This is a genomic window from Streptomyces sp. NPDC004539 (assembly GCF_040610055.1).
Lineage (GTDB): Bacteria > Actinomycetota > Actinomycetes > Streptomycetales > Streptomycetaceae > Streptomyces.
On the sequence record NZ_JBEXLS010000004.1, the window covers coordinates 375,858 to 393,992 of the forward strand.

Annotated in this window: 15 protein-coding genes; 8 read left to right on the top strand and 7 right to left on the bottom strand. The window is 69.5% G+C overall.

Features of this window, described 5'->3' with window-relative positions; genetic code table 11:
* Positions 1-43: 43 nt before the first annotated feature.
* The gene (locus ABZX85_RS11140) at positions 44-1,489 is read left to right on the top strand and encodes an amino acid permease (RefSeq protein WP_355865003.1); all 1,446 of its coding nucleotides are present in this window, start codon (positions 44-46) and stop codon (positions 1,487-1,489) included.
* On the opposite strand, the gene ABZX85_RS11145 is transcribed toward ABZX85_RS11140, so the two are convergent.
* On the bottom strand, positions 1,476-3,098 hold the full coding sequence (locus ABZX85_RS11145; protein WP_355865006.1) for a serine/threonine-protein kinase: 1,623 nt from the start codon (positions 3,096-3,098) through the stop codon (positions 1,476-1,478). The genes ABZX85_RS11140 and ABZX85_RS11145 overlap by 14 nt on opposite strands.
* Before the next feature lie 210 nt (positions 3,099-3,308).
* On the opposite strand from ABZX85_RS11145, the gene ABZX85_RS11150 reads away from it, so the two are divergent.
* Positions 3,309-4,028, top strand: a complete 720-nt coding sequence (locus ABZX85_RS11150; protein ID WP_355865007.1) for an LPXTG cell wall anchor domain-containing protein — start codon at positions 3,309-3,311, stop codon at positions 4,026-4,028.
* Between the two features lie 120 nt (positions 4,029-4,148).
* Here ABZX85_RS11150 and ABZX85_RS11155 read toward each other — a convergent pair whose 3' ends face one another.
* Positions 4,149-4,730, bottom strand: coding sequence for a biotin transporter BioY (locus ABZX85_RS11155; protein ID WP_355865009.1), 582 nt, complete (start codon positions 4,728-4,730; stop codon positions 4,149-4,151).
* Positions 4,731-4,956: 226 nt separating this feature from the next.
* On the opposite strand from ABZX85_RS11155, the gene ABZX85_RS11160 reads away from it, so the two are divergent.
* Together ABZX85_RS11160 and ABZX85_RS11165 are read left to right on the top strand one after the other, a co-directional pair.
* Positions 4,957-6,327: an amino acid permease gene (locus tag ABZX85_RS11160; protein ID WP_355865012.1), complete on the top strand. Its 1,371-nt coding sequence runs from the start codon at positions 4,957-4,959 to the stop codon at positions 6,325-6,327.
* Positions 6,328-6,409: 82 nt separating this feature from the next.
* Positions 6,410-7,057: a superoxide dismutase gene (locus ABZX85_RS11165; protein ID WP_355865015.1), complete on the top strand. Its 648-nt coding sequence runs from the start codon at positions 6,410-6,412 to the stop codon at positions 7,055-7,057.
* 136 nt (positions 7,058-7,193) lie between these two features.
* Here ABZX85_RS11165 and ABZX85_RS11170 read toward each other — a convergent pair whose 3' ends face one another.
* Both ABZX85_RS11170 and ABZX85_RS11175 read right to left on the bottom strand, forming a co-directional pair.
* Positions 7,194-7,970 (bottom strand): SAM-dependent methyltransferase, encoded by a 777-nt coding sequence (locus ABZX85_RS11170; protein ID WP_355865018.1) that lies wholly within the window; start codon positions 7,968-7,970, stop codon positions 7,194-7,196.
* Positions 7,971-8,348: 378 nt separating this feature from the next.
* Positions 8,349-8,999: a DsbA family protein gene (locus tag ABZX85_RS11175; RefSeq protein ID WP_355865021.1), complete on the bottom strand. Its 651-nt coding sequence runs from the start codon at positions 8,997-8,999 to the stop codon at positions 8,349-8,351.
* Between the two features lie 278 nt (positions 9,000-9,277).
* Here ABZX85_RS11175 and pepN point away from each other — a divergent pair, with 278 nt between their 5' ends.
* Together pepN and ABZX85_RS11185 are read left to right on the top strand one after the other, a co-directional pair.
* Positions 9,278-11,836, top strand: a complete 2,559-nt coding sequence (pepN, locus tag ABZX85_RS11180) for an aminopeptidase N (protein WP_355865024.1) — start codon at positions 9,278-9,280, stop codon at positions 11,834-11,836.
* A 256-nt stretch (positions 11,837-12,092) separates the two neighbouring features.
* Positions 12,093-13,136, top strand: a complete 1,044-nt coding sequence (locus ABZX85_RS11185; protein ID WP_355865027.1) for a hypothetical protein — start codon at positions 12,093-12,095, stop codon at positions 13,134-13,136.
* 763 nt (positions 13,137-13,899) lie between these two features.
* Here ABZX85_RS11185 and ABZX85_RS11190 read toward each other — a convergent pair.
* Positions 13,900-14,325, bottom strand: coding sequence for an ATP-binding protein (locus ABZX85_RS11190; RefSeq protein ID WP_355865029.1), 426 nt, complete (start codon positions 14,323-14,325; stop codon positions 13,900-13,902).
* 206 nt (positions 14,326-14,531) lie between these two features.
* Between ABZX85_RS11190 and ABZX85_RS11195 the strand changes: the two genes are divergently transcribed.
* Positions 14,532-15,413, top strand: a complete 882-nt coding sequence (locus ABZX85_RS11195; RefSeq protein WP_355865032.1) for a helix-turn-helix transcriptional regulator — start codon at positions 14,532-14,534, stop codon at positions 15,411-15,413.
* A 3-nt stretch (positions 15,414-15,416) separates the two neighbouring features.
* Positions 15,417-15,629 (top strand): DUF397 domain-containing protein, encoded by a 213-nt coding sequence (locus tag ABZX85_RS11200; protein ID WP_355865035.1) that lies wholly within the window; start codon positions 15,417-15,419, stop codon positions 15,627-15,629.
* Here ABZX85_RS11200 and ABZX85_RS11205 read toward each other — a convergent pair.
* Positions 15,601-16,758, bottom strand: coding sequence for a glycosyltransferase (locus ABZX85_RS11205; protein ID WP_355865442.1), 1,158 nt, complete (start codon positions 16,756-16,758; stop codon positions 15,601-15,603). The genes ABZX85_RS11200 and ABZX85_RS11205 overlap by 29 nt on opposite strands.
* A 111-nt stretch (positions 16,759-16,869) precedes the next feature.
* Positions 16,870-18,066, bottom strand: coding sequence for a serine hydrolase domain-containing protein (locus tag ABZX85_RS11210; protein WP_355865038.1), 1,197 nt, complete (start codon positions 18,064-18,066; stop codon positions 16,870-16,872).
* Positions 18,067-18,135 lie beyond the last annotated feature (69 nt).

An 18,135-nucleotide genomic window follows, 5' to 3' on the forward strand; every position in this document is an offset into this window, starting at 1 on the left:
ACCCCCACCTCCCCTCCCCCACACCGCGCAAAGGACGTCCCCCATGACCTCGCCCCCGACCCTCTCCAAAGCCGAACCGGACAACCCCCAGGAACCCGGCCCCGGCCTCCAGGCCGGACTGAAGAACCGGCACCTGTCCATGATCGCGATCGGCGGCGTGATCGGCGCCGGTCTGTTCGTCGGCTCCAGCTCGGGCATCGCGACCGCCGGCCCCGGCATCCTCCTCTCGTACTTCCTCGTCGGCACGCTCGTGGTGCTGGTGATGCGGATGCTGGGCGAGATGTCGGCGGCCAACCCCACCTCGGGTTCGTTCTCGGCGCACGCCGACCGCGCGCTCGGCCCGTGGGCCGGGTTCACGATCGGCTGGCTGTACTGGTTCTTCTGGGTCGTGGTGCTCGCGGTGGAGGCGACGGCCGGGGCGAAGATCCTGGAGTCGTGGATTCCGGCCGTCCCGCAGTGGGGGTGGGCGCTGATCGTGATGGTGGTGCTGACGGCCACCAACCTGGTCTCCGTCGGCTCCTACGGCGAGTTCGAGTTCTGGTTCGCGGGGATCAAGGTCGTCGCGATCGGCGCGTTCATCGTGATCGGCGGGCTCGCGGTGTTCGGGGTGCTGCCGGGTGCGGACACCGACAAGGCCGGGCTCGGGAACCTCACGGACCACGGCGGCTTCCTGCCGAACGGCGCCGGCGCGATCCTCACCGGCGTACTCCTCGTCGTCTTCTCCTTCATGGGCAGTGAGATCGCCACCCTCGCGGCGGGTGAGTCGGAGAACCCTCAGCGGGCCGTGACGAAGTCGACGAACAGTGTGATCTGGCGGATCGCGGTGTTCTACCTGGGCTCGATCTTCGTGGTCGTCACCCTGCTGCCGTGGAACGACCCGTCGATCAAGGAGGAGGGCTCGTACGTCGCGGCCCTGGACTCGCTCGGCATCGCGCACGCCGGGCAGATCATGAACTTCATCGTGCTGACGTCGGTGCTGTCCTGTCTCAACTCCGGTCTGTACACGGCCTCCCGGATGGCGTTCTCGCTCGGGCAGCGCGGGGACGCGCCGAAGTCGTTCGCGCGGACCACCTCGCGGGGTGTGCCGCTGGCGGCGATCCTGTCGTCCGTGGTCTTCGGGTTCGTCGCGGTGTTCTTCAACTACGCCTATCCGGACTCGGTGTTCCTCTTCCTGGTCAACTCCTCCGGCGCGGTCGCCCTGTTCGTGTGGCTGGTGATCTGTTTCTCGCAGCTGCGGATGCGGAAGATCATCCAGGCGGAGTCCCCGGAGAAGCTCGTCGTGAAGATGTGGCTGTACCCGTACCTGACCTGGGCGACGGCCGGCCTGATCGTCTTCGTCCTCGGTTACATGCTGACCGACACGGAAGGGGAGAGCAGCGGCCGTACGACGGTGCTGCTGTCGTTGGCGGTCGCGGGTGCCGTGCTGGCCGTGTCGCTGCTCAAGGACAAGGTCCGCAAGGGCCGTTCGGCGGACGTCACAGCACCGTGAAGCTGTCCTTGACCTCCTCGTAGACCTTGAGGGCGCTCTCCGCCACGTCCGGCTGGTACCACGTGTTCACCTGGAACGACTTCCCGTCCTGGTCGAACCCGAGCAGCCGGGCGTGCCAGGAGGTGCCCTTGAGGGTGAACGTGTACTCCCAGACGACCGCCGGCCGTCCCCTGAACTCCGTCTCCTCCAGGCGGAGTTTGCGGTAGTCCTGGCCACGGTGCGCGTCCAGCTCGGACTTGCGCCACGAGTCGATCAACGTGCCTCGGGCGAGGGAGGACTTGGCGAGGAGTTCCTGGGTGCCGTCGGGTGAGGTGTAGTGCACCTCGGCGCCGGTCTTCACGTCCCGCCGCCAGCCTGCGGGGGTCTTCCAGGCGTAGCCGCCGGCCTCCTCGTGGGTGCCGGGGGGTGGGGTGCGGGGGCGGGCGGTGCCCTCGACCGTGGCCGAGGGGGCGGGAGTTGTCGTGCCGCCCGCTTCGGGGTCGGGTTTTCCGCCGCCGGAGGTGAGGAGGATCGCGGTGACCACGATCGCGGCCACGGCGGCGACTCCGGCCGCTGCGAAGGCTGTTGTGCGGCGGTGGCGTGGCGGGTCTTGGGGGGTGCGGGGTGGTGTGGGGTAGGGGGACGGGGGTGTCGTGGGCGGGCGGGTGAGGTGGGCGGTGGTGGGGTCGGGTGGGGGTGTTTCCGGGGCGGAGGGCGGGGCGGGGGTGGGGGTCGGGGTGGGGGCCAACTCGCGCCGGGGGCTGCCGACTTCGGCTCGCGTCGCCTCGTACGTCTGCGGCGTCTCGTGGGTCTGCGGCGTCTCCCCCGCCCCCACCCTGACCGTCGGTGTCGGTTCCGGGAACGCCACCCGGCGCAGCTCCGTCTCCAACTCGGCGAGGTCGGGCCGGACTTCGGGCTCCTTGGCCAGCAGTCGCGCCAGCACCCCGCCCAACTCCCCGGCGCCGCCCGGCAGCTGCGGCTCCTCGTACAGGACGGCGTGCAGGGTCGCGAGGGTCGTCTCGCGGGCGAAGGGTGAGTGGCCGGCGAGGGCGGCGCACAGCGTCGCCCCCACCGACCAGATGTCGGACGGCGGGCCTTGCGGGCGGCCGGAGATCCGCTCGGGCGCCATGTAATCGGGGGAGCCGACGAGCATGCCGACCATCGTGAGCGCCTTGGCGTCCTGGATCGCGGCGATCCCGAAGTCCGTGAGGACGATCCGCTCGGCGCCCTCCACCAGGACGTTCCCGGGTTTGATGTCCCGGTGCAGGACCCCGCGCGCGTGCACCTGCTGGAGCGCGGCGACGAGTCCGAGGCCGATCCGCGCGGCGTGCGCGGGGCCGAGGGGGCCGTCCTCGGCGGTGAGCCGCTCCAGGGACCGGCCGCGCACCAACTCCATGATGATCCACAGGAGTTCGCCCTCGTCGACGACGTCGTACACGCGGACCACGTTGGGGTGGTCGATGCGGGCGGTCGCGCGGGCCTCGCGGAGGGTGCGTTCGCGGCGGGTCCTGGCGTCCTCGGCGTCCGTGCCGTCGATGCGGATCTCCTTCACCGCGACGAGACGGTCGAGTATTTCGTCGGCGGCCCGCCACACCCGCCCCATTCCCCCCTGTCCGATGCTGGCGTCCAACCGATAACGCCCGGCCACCAAAAGCCCGGGAACACCGCCGCTGCTGCTGTTCCTCGGCAATCCACCGCTCCCTTTCACCGGCCGTACCACCGAAAACACAATGGTCACACTTCAGGCCGTACCAGCATAGTGGCGAGAAATCTTGTGGTACCTCTTCAAGTACCGCGAATTCACGCGCGGTATCAGGGGGAGCGAAAGAGGGGGACGGACATGAGTTCTCGACACGGCACGGCCATCACCGGTGCGCTGGTCGCGGTCGGCTGGGCGACGTTGCTGGTCATGGCGCCGCAGGCGGGCGCGGACGAGGGGCCCGGCAGCGGAAAGGGCGGCAAGGCCGTCGACCCCGCGCCGGCCGGCGTCAAACTGACCACGACACTTCCCGAACGCATCTCGGTCGACAACAGCACCAGGAAAACCTCGCTCACCGCCACCGTGAAAAACGAGGGCACGAAGGACAGCGGAAAGATCAGGCTCTGGGTCGTCGGATTCGACGGCCTTTCGATCAACAACGTCGAAGGCTGCACGCAGATCCCGAAGGAAAACCTCCCCGAGGGCTCGAACAGCGGTTTCAATTGCCCGATCGACAATTTGGCGGCGGGCGCGACGAAGTCGTACGCGGTATCCGCGACCTACGACCTCAAAAAACAGGGCAAGATCTGCCTCCCCGTCCAGACCCCGGACGGCAAGAAGACGTACTGGCAACAGGGCCCCGTCCCCTTCGGCTCCTCCAACCCCTCCCCCAACGCCCCCGCCACCCCCCTCCTCCTCGGCACCGACAACAAACCGGTGACCCCGGGCACGGACCAACTCCCCAACACGGGCCCGACGGACGCGTTGCTGCCGCTGGGAGCGGCGGGGGCGGCGCTCTTGGCGGCGGGAGCAACGGGCTTGTGGTGGTCGCAACGCCGCCGCGAGACGCAACTCCGGTAGGAGAACGCCGGAGAGGCTCGCGAGCACGAGCTCGCGAGCCTCTCAACGCCGGGCAACCGAAGGTCTTTTAGGGGCGCGGGGAACTGCGCGACCAGCCACAACGCACCCGCACCCGACCAACTACCGCCGTTCGAGCAGCTTCCACACCCCCGGCACCAACCCCATCGCCAGCGCCGCCTTCAGCGCATCGCCGAGCAGGTACGGCGTAAGGCCCGCGGCAACCGCCTGGGACGCGGACATGTCGGCGGCGTACGCGAGGTACGGCACGCCGATCGCGTAGATCAACGCCTCGCCCAACACCACCGCCCCCGCCATCCGCCACACGTTCCGGTCAGCCCCCCGCCGAGCCAGCGCGCCGACAACCGTGGAGGCCAGCAGCAGCCCGAGGATGTAGCCGAACGACACCATGCCGGCCCCGGACGCCCCCTCCGCGAACCACGGCACGCCCGCGACCCCGGCGACGGCGTACAGCGCGAGCGCGAGGAACCCGCGCCCGGCCCCCAGCGATGTCCCGACGAGCAGCGCGGCGAAGGTCTGGCCGGTGACCGGCACGGGCGAACCGGGGACCGGGACGGCGATCTGCGCGGCGAGGCCGGTGAGGGCCGCGCCCCCGACGACGAGCGCGATGTCACGGACGCGGCCGGCGGGGATGAGATCGGCGAGGACGCGCCCGGGGGCGGACGGTGCGGCGAGGGTGCTCATACGGAACTCCGCGGGGACGAGAACGGCGAATAAGGGGGACCTAAGGACGCTATCCCAGGGCACCCCCGCCGCGAACCGTCAGGCGTCGACAAACGGCAGGTCAGCGCATTGGTGGGCTCTACACAAACCGTCCCCCCACACCGTGATTCCGGTCACGGAGCGAACGTGACCCGCGTCGGTACGCTGGACCCTTTGCCCACCTCACCGCATTGGACGAGCCGCGCCCATGCCCCTCCGTACCACCGAGACCCCCGCGTCCCCCACGGCCGCGCCCGGTCTCACACACGCCCTCAAACAGCGCCACCTGTCGATGATCGCCCTCGGCGGGGTCATCGGCGCCGGCCTCTTCGTCGGTTCCGGTTCCGGCATCGCCGCCGCCGGCCCCTCCATCGTCCTCGCCTACGCCCTCTCCGGTCTGCTGGTCATGCTGGTGATGCGGATGCTGGGCGAGATGTCGGCGGCGTACCCGTCGTCGGGCTCGTTCTCGGCGCACGCCGAGCGGGCGATCGGTCCGTGGGCCGGGTTCACGGTCGGCTGGGCGTTCTGGATTCTGCTCTGCACGGTCGTGGGCCTGGAGGGCATCGGCGCCGCGAAGATCGTGACGGGGTGGCTGCCGGGGACGCCGGAGTGGGCGTGGGTCGCGCTGTTCATGGTCGTGTTCTGCGTCATGAACCTGACGGCCGTGAAGAACTTCGGCGAGTTCGAGTTCTGGTTCGCCGCGCTGAAGGTCGGGGCGATCTCCCTGTTCCTGGTCCTCGGCGTGCTCGCGATCGCGGGCCTCCTGCCCGGCACGGACGCGCCGGGCACGTCCAACCTGACGGATCTCCTCCCGAACGGCGGCGAGGGCTTCGTCATCGGCCTGCTGGCGACCGTGTTCGCGTACGGCGGTCTGGAGACGGTGACGATCGCGGCGGCCGAGTCGGAGGACCCGGTGCGGGGCGTGGCGAGCGCGGTCCGTACGGCGATGTGGCGCATCGCGCTGTTCTACGTCGGCTCGATGGCCGTCATCGTGACGCTGGTCCCCTGGGACTCGAAGGAGGTCACCGCGAAGGGCCCGTACGTCGCCGCCCTCGACCACCTCGGCATCCCGGGCGCGGGCCAGCTGATGAACGTGATCGTGCTGGTGGCGCTGCTCTCGGCGATGAACGCGAACATCTACGGCGCCTCGCGCATGGCGTACTCGCTGGTGGACCGGGGCCAGGCGCCGCGCGCGCTGGGCGCCGTGTCGGGCGGGGTGCCCCGGGTCGCCGTCCTCGTCTCGTCGGTCGTCGGGTTCGGGTGCGTGCTGCTGAGCTACTGGCGGCCGGACGACGTCTTCATGTGGCTGCTGAACATGATCGGCGCGGTCATCCTCGTCGTCTGGATCTTCATCGCGGTCTCGCAGCTGCTGCTGCGGCGGCGTACGGACCCGGCGCGGCTGACCGTGCGGATGTGGGCGTTCCCGTGGCTGACGTGGGTGGCGCTGGCGGGGATGGTCGCGGTGTTCGTGCTGATGGCGCGGGAGGGGGACACGCGGACGCAGTTGCTGTGGACCGGGGCGATGACCGCGGTGCTGGCCGGGGTCGGGTACGGGTGGCAGCGGGCGCGCCGGGACTGACGGGCTTTTTGTTGCTAGGGTCTACCTGCAAGCCATTCGCAATAAGAAGTAGTGCGCAGGAAAGGCCCTGAGAGGACCCCCCATGCCTGTCTACACGCTGCCTGAACTCCCGTACGACTACTCCGCGCTCGCGCCCGTGATCAGCCCGGAGATCATCGAGCTGCACCACGACAAGCACCACGCGGCGTACGTGAAGGGCGCGAACGACACGCTGGAGCAGCTCGCGGAGGCGCGGGACAAGGAAGCGTGGGGGTCGATCAACGGGCTGGAGAAGAACCTCGCGTTCCATCTCTCCGGGCACATCCTGCACTCCGTCTACTGGCAGAACATGACCGGCCCGAAGGACGGCGGCGGCGAGCCGCTGGCCGCCGACGGGGTCGGTGAACTGGCCGACGCCATCGCCGAGTCGTTCGGGTCGTTCGCCGGGTTCAAGGGGCAGCTCACGAAGGCCGCCGCGACCACGCAGGGGTCCGGGTGGGGGGTGCTCGCGTACGAGCCGCTCAGCGGGCGGCTGGTCGTCGAGCAGGTCTACGACCACCAGGGGAACGTGGGGCAGGGGGCGGTGCCGGTCCTCGTCTTCGACGCGTGGGAGCACGCCTTCTACCTCCAGTACCGGAACCAGAAGGTCGACTTCATCGACGCGATGTGGGCCGTCGTCAACTGGCAGGACGTGGCGCGGCGTTACGCGGCGGCGAAGTCGCGGGCGGATGTGCTGCTGCTCGGTTCCTGAGGTTCCTGGGGTTTCTGAGGTTTCTGGGCGTCCTGCCTCGTGATCGTCTTCTCAACTTTCACCTGGGGCGGGCGGATTGAGGGAAGGCCCTGAGAGGACGTGACTCTCAGGGCCTTCCTGTATGCGCCCGGGGCGTCTACGGCTTGCGGCCCACGCCGCCGTGCTGGCCGATCGGGGTGGTGGCCGCGCCGGGTTCGGGGCGCCACAGGGGGACCGATACGACGCCGGGCTCGACCAGCTCCAGGCCGTCGAAGTAGCCCTCGATCTCGGGGATCGGGCGCAGGAAGTAGGGGACGGCGCCGGTCTCGTTGTAGCCGTCCTGGGCGTGCTCGTACGCCGGGTCGGTGCCGCGCGAGCCCTCGTTGAGGCAGAGGTAGCTGCCCGAGGGGAGCCGCGCGAGGAAGGCGCGGACCAGGTCGCGGGCGCGGTCGTAGCCGTCGACGTGGCCGAGGATGCCGCTGAGGATCAGGGCGACCGGCTGGTCGAGGTCGAGGGTCTTGCCCGCCGCCTCGACGATGCGCTCCGGGTCGTACAGGTCGAGGTGCTCGTACGCCGTCTTGCCCTCCGGGGAGGAGTAGAGCAGCGTGCGGGCGTGGGCGAGGATCAGCGGGTCGTTGTCGACGTACACGATCTTCGACTCGGGGGCGAGGCGCTGGGCGACCTCGTGGGTGTTGTCGGCGGTGGGGAGGCCGGTGCCGACGTCCAGGAACTGGCGGACGCCCGCTTCCTCGACGAGGTAGCGGATGGAGCGGCCGAGGAAGGCGCGGCTGCTGCGGGCGATGGTGACGATGCCGGGGAAGACGGCCGTGTAGGCGTCGCCGGCCTCCTCGTCCACCGGGTAGTTGTCCTTGCCGCCGAGCCAGTAGTTCCAGATCCGGGCCGAGTGCGGCACCGTGCTGTCGATCTTCGTCATGCGGTCCATGGTGCCCTCTGGGTGAACTGGTGCGCGAGCGCTTCGCGTTGGCGGCCGGAGAGTCCGGTTCCGGGGCTCCCGCGCGGGCGCCGGGCGCTTTATGCTCCTTCTCCCGGTGCGAGGAGGTATGCGTGTCCGACGTCCGATGCCCGAATCCGACCTGTAAGGCGGGGCCGCTGCGGCGGTTCCGGGACCTGGTGGGTGCCGAGATCGCCGCGGCGGCCGAGGTGATGAGCCGGCTCGCGAGCGAGCGGGGAGAGCGTTTCCGGCCGTCTGCCTACCACCGGTGCACCGGCGTGGGATGCCGGCGCATCCAGCGGAAGGACAACTGGCAGGTGGGCGGGAATCTGCCGGAGGAGATGGAGATCCCGCGCGGGGTCACTCGAAGCTCGGGCCCTGGGTCCGGGTCCGCTTGATCTCGTAGAAGCCGGGGACGGAGGCGACCGCGATCGTGCCGTCCCAGAGGCGCAGGGCGGCGTCGCCCTTGGGGGCCGGGGTGACGACCGGGCCGAAGAAGGCGACTTCCTTACCCTCGGGGCCGGGGACCGCGATGATCGGCGTCCCGACGTCCTGGCCGACCTTGTCGATGCCCTCCTTGTGGGAGGCGCGCAGCTCGGCGTCGAACTCGAAGTCCTCCTGGTCGGCGTAGTCGATGAGGTCGGCGGGGAGGCCGACCTCGGCGAGGGCGCCGGCGATGGCTTCGAGGGTCGGGCCCTCGCCGTTGTTGTGGAAGCGGGTGCCGAGCGCGGTGTAGAGGGGGCCGACGACCTCGTCGCCGTGCTTCTGCCAGGCGGCGGCGACGACGCGGATCGGCTTCCACGCCTTCGTCGCGAGCAGTTCGCGGTACTCCTCCGGCAGCTCGTCGAGCTTGTCCTCGTTGAGCACGGCGAGGCTGAAGGGGTGCCAGCGGATGTCGATGTCGCGCTGCTTCTGGACCTCCAGGACCCAGCGGGAGGTCATCCAGGCCCAGGGGCACAGGGGGTCGAACCAGAAGTCGACAGGGGTTTTCTCGGTGCTGGTCTCCGACACGGCTTCTCCTCGAAAACGGGACGCGGGAATATTCGGGTATCGCCGGGGCAACGTCCGGGCCGGGCCCCACCATTCCCGGTTCCGGAAGGATCAGGGTCGGGATGGGGGACGTCTCGGGGTTCGCTCACCCGTTCGGCCGCAGGGGCGCGTCCGGGGTCTTCCCCGATGTGCCCGGTCAGGGGCGCATGGCAGGATCGGTGCTGTCCAGGCGCACCGCGATGGCCAGGGGGTTTCTCGGGGCGCGCCGAGTTCCACGATGCCATGAGGGAGTGCCGCCCGTGCCCGGTGAGAATCTGTCCCGCGACGAGGCCAGGGAGAGGGCCGCGCTGCTGTCGGTCGACGCGTACGAGGTCGCGCTCGACCTGCGCTCGGCGGTGGGCGACCCGGTCGGCGACCGGACGTTCCGCTCGGTGACGACGATCAGGTTCCGGTGCAGCGAGCCGGGCGCCGCGAGCTTCGCGGACCTGATCGCCCCGAGTGTCACGGCGGTCTCCCTGAACGGGCGGGACCTCGACCCGGGCGAGGTGTTCGACGGCGCGCGGATCGCCCTGGAGGACCTGGCCGCGGAGAACGAGCTGATCGTGGACGCGCGGTGCGCCTACTCCCGTACGGGTGAGGGCCTGCACCGCTTCGTGGACCCGGAGGACGGCGAGGTCTACCTCTACACGCAGTACGAACCGGCCGACTCCCGCCGCGTCTTCGCCAACTTCGAGCAGCCCGACCTCAAAGCGCCCTTCCGCTTCGAGGTCCGCGCGCCCGAGGGGTGGACGGTGTGGAGCAACGGCGTGGGGACGCAGACGGACGGGGTGTGGCGGTTCGCGGAGACGAAGCCGATCTCGACGTACATCACGTGCGTGGTGGCGGGGCCGTACCACTACGTGACGGATTCATATGAGCGGGTCCTGGAGGACGGCAGCCGGCTGGAGATCCCCCTCGGCGCGATGTGCCGCAAGGGTCTGGCGCCGCACTTCGACGCGGACGACGTCTTCCTGATCACCAAGCAGGGCCTGGACTTCTTCCACGACCACTTCGACTACCCGTACCCCTTCGGGAAGTACGACCAGGCGTTCGTCCCCGAGTACAACCTCGGCGCGATGGAGAACCCGGGGCTCGTGACGTTCCGGGAGGAGTACATCTTCCGGGGGAAGGTGACGCGCGCGTCGTACGAGGCGCGGGCGAACGTCATCCTGCACGAGATGGCGCACATGTGGTTCGGCGACCTCGTCACCATGGAGTGGTGGGACGACCTGTGGCTGAAGGAGTCCTTCGCGGACTTCATGGGCGCGTTCTCCCTCGTCGGCGCGACGCGTTTCACCGACGGGTGGATCACGTTCGCCAACCGCCGCAAGTCCTGGGCGTACCGCGCGGACCAGCTCCCCTCGACGCATCCGGTGACCGCCGACATCCGCGACCTCCAGGACGCGAAGCTCAACTTCGACGGGATCACGTACGCGAAGGGGGCTTCGGTGCTGAAGCAGCTCGTCGCGTACGTCGGCCAGGACGCGTTCCTGGAGGGGGCGCGGCGGTACTTCAAGCGGCACGCGTACGGGAACACGCGGCTCGGGGATCTGCTGTCCGTGCTGGAGGAGACGAGTGGGCGGGACATGGGGGCGTGGACGCGGTCCTGGCTCCAGACCGCCGGGCTGAACTCGTTGACGCCCGAGGTGGGGGTGGTGGAGGGTCGGGTCTCCGAGTTGGCGGTGGTGCAGGAGGGTTCGCCGGCTCGGCCGCACCGGGTGGCGGTGGGGTTGTACCGCCGGACGTCCGAGGGGGTGGTGCGGTACGCGCGGGCCGAGGTGGACGTCACCGGGGAGCGGACGGTCGTCCCGGAGCTGGCGGGGGCCGAGGTGCCGGATCTGGTGCTGGTCAACGACGACGACCTGACGTACTGCAAGATCCGGTTCGACGAGCGGTCGTTGGGGACGTTGCGGGAGTCGCTGGGGGACATCTCCGATCCCCTCGCGCGGGCGCTGTGCTGGTCGGCGCTGTGGAATCTGACGCGGGACGCGTTGCTGCCGGCGGCGGACTTCGTGGAGCTGGTGACGCGGTTCGCGCATCGGGAGTCCGATATCGGGGTGCTTCAGATGGTGCTGGCGTGGGCCGGGTCCGCGCTGGTCAACTATGTGCCGGCGGAGCGGCGTGCGGCCGGGGAGGCGTTGCTCGCGGAGGTGGCGCAGCGGGATCTGCGGGCCGCCGAGCCCGGGAGCGAGCCTCAGCTCGCGTGGGCGCGGTTCTTCGCGTCGACGGCGTCCTCGGCGGAGGATCTGGGGCTGCTGCGGGGGCTGCTGGACGGGACGGAGAAGGTCGCCGGGCTGGAGATCGACCAGGAGCTGCGGTGGGTGCTGCTGGACGCGCTCGCCTCTCATGGTGCCGTCGGGGAGGCCGAGTTGGCCGCGGAGCTCGTCCGTGACGACACGGCGTCCGGCAAGCGGCACCACGTCCGCTGTCTCGCCGCCCGCCCCTCCGCCGCCGTCAAGGCGCAGGCGTGGGCTCAGGTGGTCGAGGGGGACGCCCTGTCCAACGCGCTCGTCGGGGCGACGATCGCCGGGTTCGCGCGGTCGTCCCAGCGGGAGTTGACGGCGCCGTACGTGTCTCGGTACTTCGCCGCGATCGAGGGGGTGTGGGCCTCTCGGTCGATCCAGATCGGGGTGGATGTGGTGTCGGGGCTGTTCCCGGCGTACCCGGTCGCCGGGGGCGAGCTGTCTGTGCTGGAGGCTGCCGACGCGTGGTTGGCGGGGCATGAGGGGGCGGCTCCGGCGTTGCGGAGGCTGGTGTTGGAGGGGCGGGACGATCTGGCTCGGGCGTTGCGGGCGCAGGGGGTGATTTCGGGGGGCTAGGGCTTTTGTTTTTGGAGCGGATTGGAGCCGTTCTGAAGGTTTAGCTTTGGCCCTTTGGCCAAGGATTCGGCGTTCGGTGAGCGTTACGAAATCCGGTCAATCGGCCCCGTAACCCCTGGCCCCTTCCCCTGGGACCAGGGGTTTTCGGCGCTTATCGGCAACCGAACACCCGTCCTTTAGTGCGACGTTGTCCGCATTTGTCGACAGGCGTGTAACACCGGTTAAAGGGTGGTCGGGGTGCGGGAATTCCGATCGCATGAACCCGGACACACCCCTCACCCAGTGCCCCCTCTCCCCTCTCCCCGCCGAGCGGGGCCGCGTTCTGACGGCGGCTCAGCTCCGTGCCCTCGGGGTCTCCCGGGCCGAGACGAACATGCGATGCCGGCCCGGTGGTCCTTGGCAGCAACTGCTGCCCGGGGTCTACGCGTTGCACTCGTCGCGGCTGACGGGGGAGGAGCGGGTGAAAGGGGCGTTGCTGTACGCGGCGCGGGACGGGAAGGGGGGCGGCGGGCGGGGTTCGGCGGTGCCGTCGCAGGGGGTGGCCGGGGTCGCCGGGGCGGAGGCGATGGTCACCGGGCTCGCCGCCCTGTGGCTGCATGGCTTCCACTCCGCGCCCTCCCTCGCCGAGCAGGAGTACGTCGACGTCCTCGTCCCCCGCCTGCGGCGGCTGCGCTCCACCGGGTACGCCCGCATCGTCCGCGCGGCGGCGCCGCCGACTCCCGTCCTCCTCATGGGCGTTCCCGTCGCCCCCGTCGCCCGCGCCCTCGCCGACGCGGTCGCGGAGATCGACGACGCCGGCGTCGTACGGCTTCTCATGGCGGAGGCCGTTCGGGACGGGCACTGTGAACCGGGCGTCGCCGTGCGGGAGTTGAACCGGGCGAAGCTGTTGGGGCGGCCGTACGTCGTGGACGCCGTCGATACGTTGCTCGCGGAGGGGCGGGCGCTGGCCGAGAGCCGGCTCTACCGGCTCGTCCGCGACCACGCTCTCCCCGACCCCCTCTGGAACGTCGACCTCCGTCTTCCCGGCGGGCCTCATCTCGGCGGGCTCGACGCGTACTGGCCCGACCACGCGGTGGCGTTGGAGCTGGACGTCCGGTCGCCTCGGCAGGAGGACGACGTGCTGTGGGCGGAGTACGCGCGTAAGCGGGAGACGTTGGAGCGGCTCGGGATCACGGTCGTCCACATCACGCCGCGCAAGTTGCGGGAGTCGATGGAGCAGCAGGCGGTGGTCGTTCGCACAGCCCTGCTCGCGTCCGCGGATCGGCCGCCGTCCGCCTATGTCGTGGTGCTGCCCCGGTAGTTGCAGGAGGGGAATCGGGGTGGCATCCGGGGGGAGGGGAGGGGCTGCCTGGCCGTTGGGTCGGGTGGTCCCTCCTCCGTGTGGGGGCGGTGTCGGGGTGGTTCGTCACTTCCGTGTCGTCACACGTGGCCGTTCTGTGCGAAGAGCAGGATCTCGCCGGGGTGTTCGGCGGGTTCGGTGAGGAGTTGTGCGGTGTTCTTGGATGCCGGGGCGTCCTTGTTCAGGGCTGCTGTGAGGGTGTCGGTGAGGTCGGGGGCTGTGGGGAGGGCGTGGTGTATTCGGTGAACGTGGGTCGGGTCGTCGGCGAGTGAGTACGAGGCTTTCCGCGCTCCGCGGCTCCCTCGGCGGCCGGTTCCTTCTGTCCAAGTGAACCTGTGTTGGGTCGGGTTGGTCAGCTCTAGGAGGGGTGAGGCGGGCGTGGTTCGGGGGTGGGTGGGGCTTGATTCAGACGTCGCTCACGATGGGGGTACGGGGAATCCGCCAGCGAAATATGAGGGTTCGCTTCATGGAGGGGCCCTCCTTATTCCAATCCAGGTGAGGGCGGGAGTGGAACCAAGGTGGGGGGAGTTTTCCACGCGGGGAGTATCTTTTTCGGTCCTCCCGCACGCGGGGGTGTTCCCGGTACTCGCGTCCGCCCCCGACTCCATCCGGAGTGGTCCCCGCGCACGCGGGGGTGTTCCCGCTCAGCTCCTCGCGGACCTCGCGATCGGCCCGTGGTCCCCGCGCACGCGGGGATGCTCGCTCAACGACCCCGAAGCATCCCCTAGTTACAGGGCAGATGCGCAGTCACCGTCTTGCCGATCTCCCTCCGGAGGTGCCAGTCGAGGTGGGTGGTGAGGGAGTTGATCACCTGGAGGCCGCGGCCGGCTTCGGGGGTGGGGGTGGGGTGGAGGGTGGGGAAGTCGGGGGTGGGGTCGGAGACTTCGATGAGGAGGGTGGGGGGTTCGTCCGACAGCAGGGCCAGGTGGAGCCAGAGTTCGTGGCCGGGGCGGCGGGCGTGGCGGATGGCGTTGGCTACCAGTTCGGAGACGACGAGGGTGGCGTCGTAGGTGTTGCCCGGCCAGGACCAGAGGGTGAGGCGGCGGAGGGTTTGGTGGCGGGCCAGGGGGACGCTCCTCATCGTCATTGGGTAGCTCATGTTCCAGTCCGGGGCGAGGGGGGTGGTGGGGAGGGAGGTGGGGGTGTTCATGTGGGGGCGGCCCCTTTCCGTTGTGGTTGTGGGATCACGGTGGCGGGGCGGGCCGTTCGACTGCAATCGAAAGTCCGCTGAATCATCAGTGAAGGGGAAAGTGGACTATGCCCGAATCTGCGCATTCGCCTGCGGAGGTCGCACACGGGGTGCCACACTCCGCACACGGTGACTAGCCGTACGCACAACCGCACAGAGAGGTGCACATGGCAGCCAAGCGCGGGCGCACCGCCCAACGACTCGAACTCGGCCTTCAGATGCGTCATTTGCGGGAGAACTGCGGGCTCGGTGACCGGGGTGGGGTGCTCTCCCGGAAGGCCGCCGTCGTGGGACTGAAGATCTCCGAGGCGTCCTTGCAGCGGATCGAATCCGGCTCCCTCAACTTCCGCAACGTCGGCGACCTGCGCAAGCTGCTGGACAAGTACGGGGTCACCGATCCCGACATCATCGACGGGCTCATCAGCCTCAACAAAGAGTCCAACCAGCAGGATTGGCTCACGCAGTACCGGGGCCTGATGCCCACCGGGATGCCCGGCTTCGTGGGACTGGAGCCCGAGGCCCACTCCATGAGGGCCTATCACCCCTCGCTGATCTATGGGCTGTTGCAGACCGAGCGGTACGCGACCGCCGTGCACGAGGTGCAGAAGCCGGTCGAGGAGTACACCTCTGAGTTCATCAGCCAGAGCGTGGAGTTGCGGATGCGACGCCAAGAGGTGCTGACCCGTGAGAACCCTGTCGAACTTCACGTCATCCTCGGGGAGGCCGCCCTCCGGTACCCGATCGGGGGCGCCGACGTCATGCGTGAGCAGTACGGGCAGGTCGGGGAGATGGCCGCATGGGACCACGTCACGATCCAGGTGCTGCCGTTCCGGCCGAGCTACCGATCGACCAACGACTTCTCGATCCTCGACTTCGGCAACAACTTCCCGCCGCGCGTCCAGGTGGACACCGCGTGGGGTGCCATCTCCACGTCCGACAAGCCTCGTGAAGTCAACCGGTTCGCAAGGAGGTTCAGCGCCATGACAGCATCGGCACTGCCTCCTGAGGACACCCCCGCCTTCCTGCACCGACTAGAACGAGAGCTGTAGTCCATGCACAAGCGATACACCGCGCCAGAACTCGCCGCCGACCAAGCCTGGTTCAAGTCGTCTTACAGCGATGCCGGTCAGAACTGCCTTGAAGTCGCCAACCTCGCCCCCAACATCGGCATCCGCGACTCCAAGCACCCCCACGGCCCCGCCCTCCTCCTCCCCCCCTCCTCCTGGACCCCCTTCCTCACGCACCTGCGCGAGACCTCCGCGTAGCGCGACCACTCACCCGGTCCAACAGCGCAGCGTAAGACGCGATCATCCGCGTCCGGCTGAACCGTTCACGGCTCGCGGCGAGGGCGGAGCCCAGCTCTGTCCTCGCCGACACCGCCTCCGACCACGCCGAGGCAATCGCCCCCGCGTCGAAGGGGGTGACCAGGCCGTGGCCCGCGACGATCGACGCGCTGTCGCCGACGTCCGTCGTCACCGGAATCGCGCCGCACATCATGCCTTCGATCAAGCACAACGGGGCCGCTTCGCCCCAGGCAGACGTCAACGCCACCACGTCCGACGCCGCGTACAGCATCTCCATGTCCCGGCGCACGCCAAGCAGATGGACTCCGGCGTCACCCAGGCCCGCCTCCGCCATCTCCGCCAGCAGCGCCCCGTTCTCCCCGCTCATCCCCGCCCCGCACATCAGCACATGCCCCTCGGGCTCCCGCGACAGCCACTCCGCCGCCGCCCGCAGGAACAGCGGGACGTTCTTCATGCCGTCGTAACGAGCCGCGAAGATGACGACGGGAGCGGCGTCGGAGATGCCCAGCTCCGTGCGGACCGCCAGGCGGCGGGCCGCGTCGGGGCGGAAGCGGATCAGGTCGACGCCGTTGGGGATGACGGCGAGCAGCTCGCCCGGTACGCCCGCCGCCTCGTACGCCGAGCGTGTCGACTCCGCGCAGCAGACCGCCGCCGCGACCTTCCCGTCAGCGATGCCGGTCAGCAGCTCGTCCAGGGACTGGTTCTCGGGGTCGGAGCGGTGGAGGCCGACGACGACGGGGCGGCGCGGGAGGCCGGCCTGGTTGAGGAGCGCCAGCGGTTGCTCCTTCAGGGACAGGATGACGTCCGCTTCGGCCATCGCCCGCGCCGTATCGGCCAGCTCGTCGCCCGTGAAGGTGGCCGGATCGGTCCCCCCGTACGCGCGGCCCAGCGCCGTCACCGGGACCCCCGCCGCCGTCAGCCGGCGATAGCACGTGTCGTTCTCCATGCGCTGCCGCGTCGCCTCGCGATGGACCTCCGCGTGCATGCTGAGCACGCGATGGTGCTGGCCCCCCTCGCGGAGACCCAGCACCACGTCGCTGTGGACGATCCGGGCGCCTCCGGAGAAGAAGCCCTCGTAGACAGACAGCACACGGAGCATTCGCGCTCACCCGCCTTGCACATGTATCAAGCCATCCCCGTGTAAGTGCGGGTTAGCCGATATCAGGCGGTACGGATATTTCCGGCGGATGAACTGGATGTTTTATTTCGCCAGATCCTGGATGACGGCGAGGTCGGATTCACTCGAACGGCTTGCGCTCGGGGCGGGGTTTCCACAGAATTCCGCTTCGATGACCGGCACAACGTCACCCGTCCAGTCCGCGTTCAGGTTGAAGGCGACCGAGTGCTTGCCGTCGGCGGTCGTGAGGGCGACGGAACTGGAGCCGTGGATGCCGCCGTCGTGGCCCCAGACGGTGACGCCGCAGGAGAGGGTGCCTTCGGCGATGCCGAGGCCGTACCCGGAGGTGGAGTCGACCGTCTTCATCTCCTTGAGCTGGGCGGCCGGGAGCAGCTTGCCTTGCAGAAGCGCGCTGTAGAAGCGGGTCAGGTCGGCGGAGGTGGAGATCATCTCGCCCGCCGAACCCGCGAGTGAGGGGTTCAGTTCCGTGACGTCGTAGGTCGGTCCGTCGGCCGTCTCCGCGAGCTTGCCGTAGGCGCGGGAGGCGGGGCGCGGGAGGGTGACGGAGTTGCCGGGGACGGAGGTGTCCTTGAGGTGGAGGGGGTTGAGGATGCGGGTGCGGACTTCCTGGCCGTAGGGGTGGCCGGTCGCCTTTTCGATGACCATTCCCGCCAGGATGTAATTCGTGTTGGAGTACTTCCAGTCGGTGCCCGGTTCGAACTCCGGTGCGTGGGACATGGCGATGCCCACCGCGTAGGACGGGGGGTGAGTCGTGAATCGGTTCTTGAAGAAGCCGTCCTTCAGGAAGTAGTCGCGGCCGAACTGTTCGTCCGCCGTGTAGTTGTAGATCCCGCTGGTGTGGTTGAGGAGTTGGCGGAGAGTGATGCGACTGCCGTCGTGGCCGTTCCCGTGCACCACCCCCGGCAGCCACTTCTCCACCGTGTCGTCCAGCGACAGCTTCCGCTCCGCCTCCAGTTGCAGCAGCACGGTCGCCACGAACGTCTTGGTGATCGAGCCGACCCGGTAGTGGTCCCCGGCCGAACGCGGCTTTCCGGTACGGAGGTTGCCGACGCCGGCCGTCGTCGACCACGCCTTGCCGTCCGTGCGGGCCGTCAGCGTGACGCCGGGGACGCCTTCCTTGACGACGCCCTCGACCGCCCGCCGAGTCGCCTCGTGCCCCGGCGGGGCGGCCAGCGCGGGGGCCGCGAGGGCCGCCGTCGCCGTGAGGGCCGTCGCCGCCAGGACCGTCGTACGCAGTGTCGTCGTGCGGAGTGTCTTCATGTGTTCCCCCTGCTCGTGATCACACGGTCGGGGGGAGGGACGCCCCCGGGTCGGGGGGAGTTGATCCTT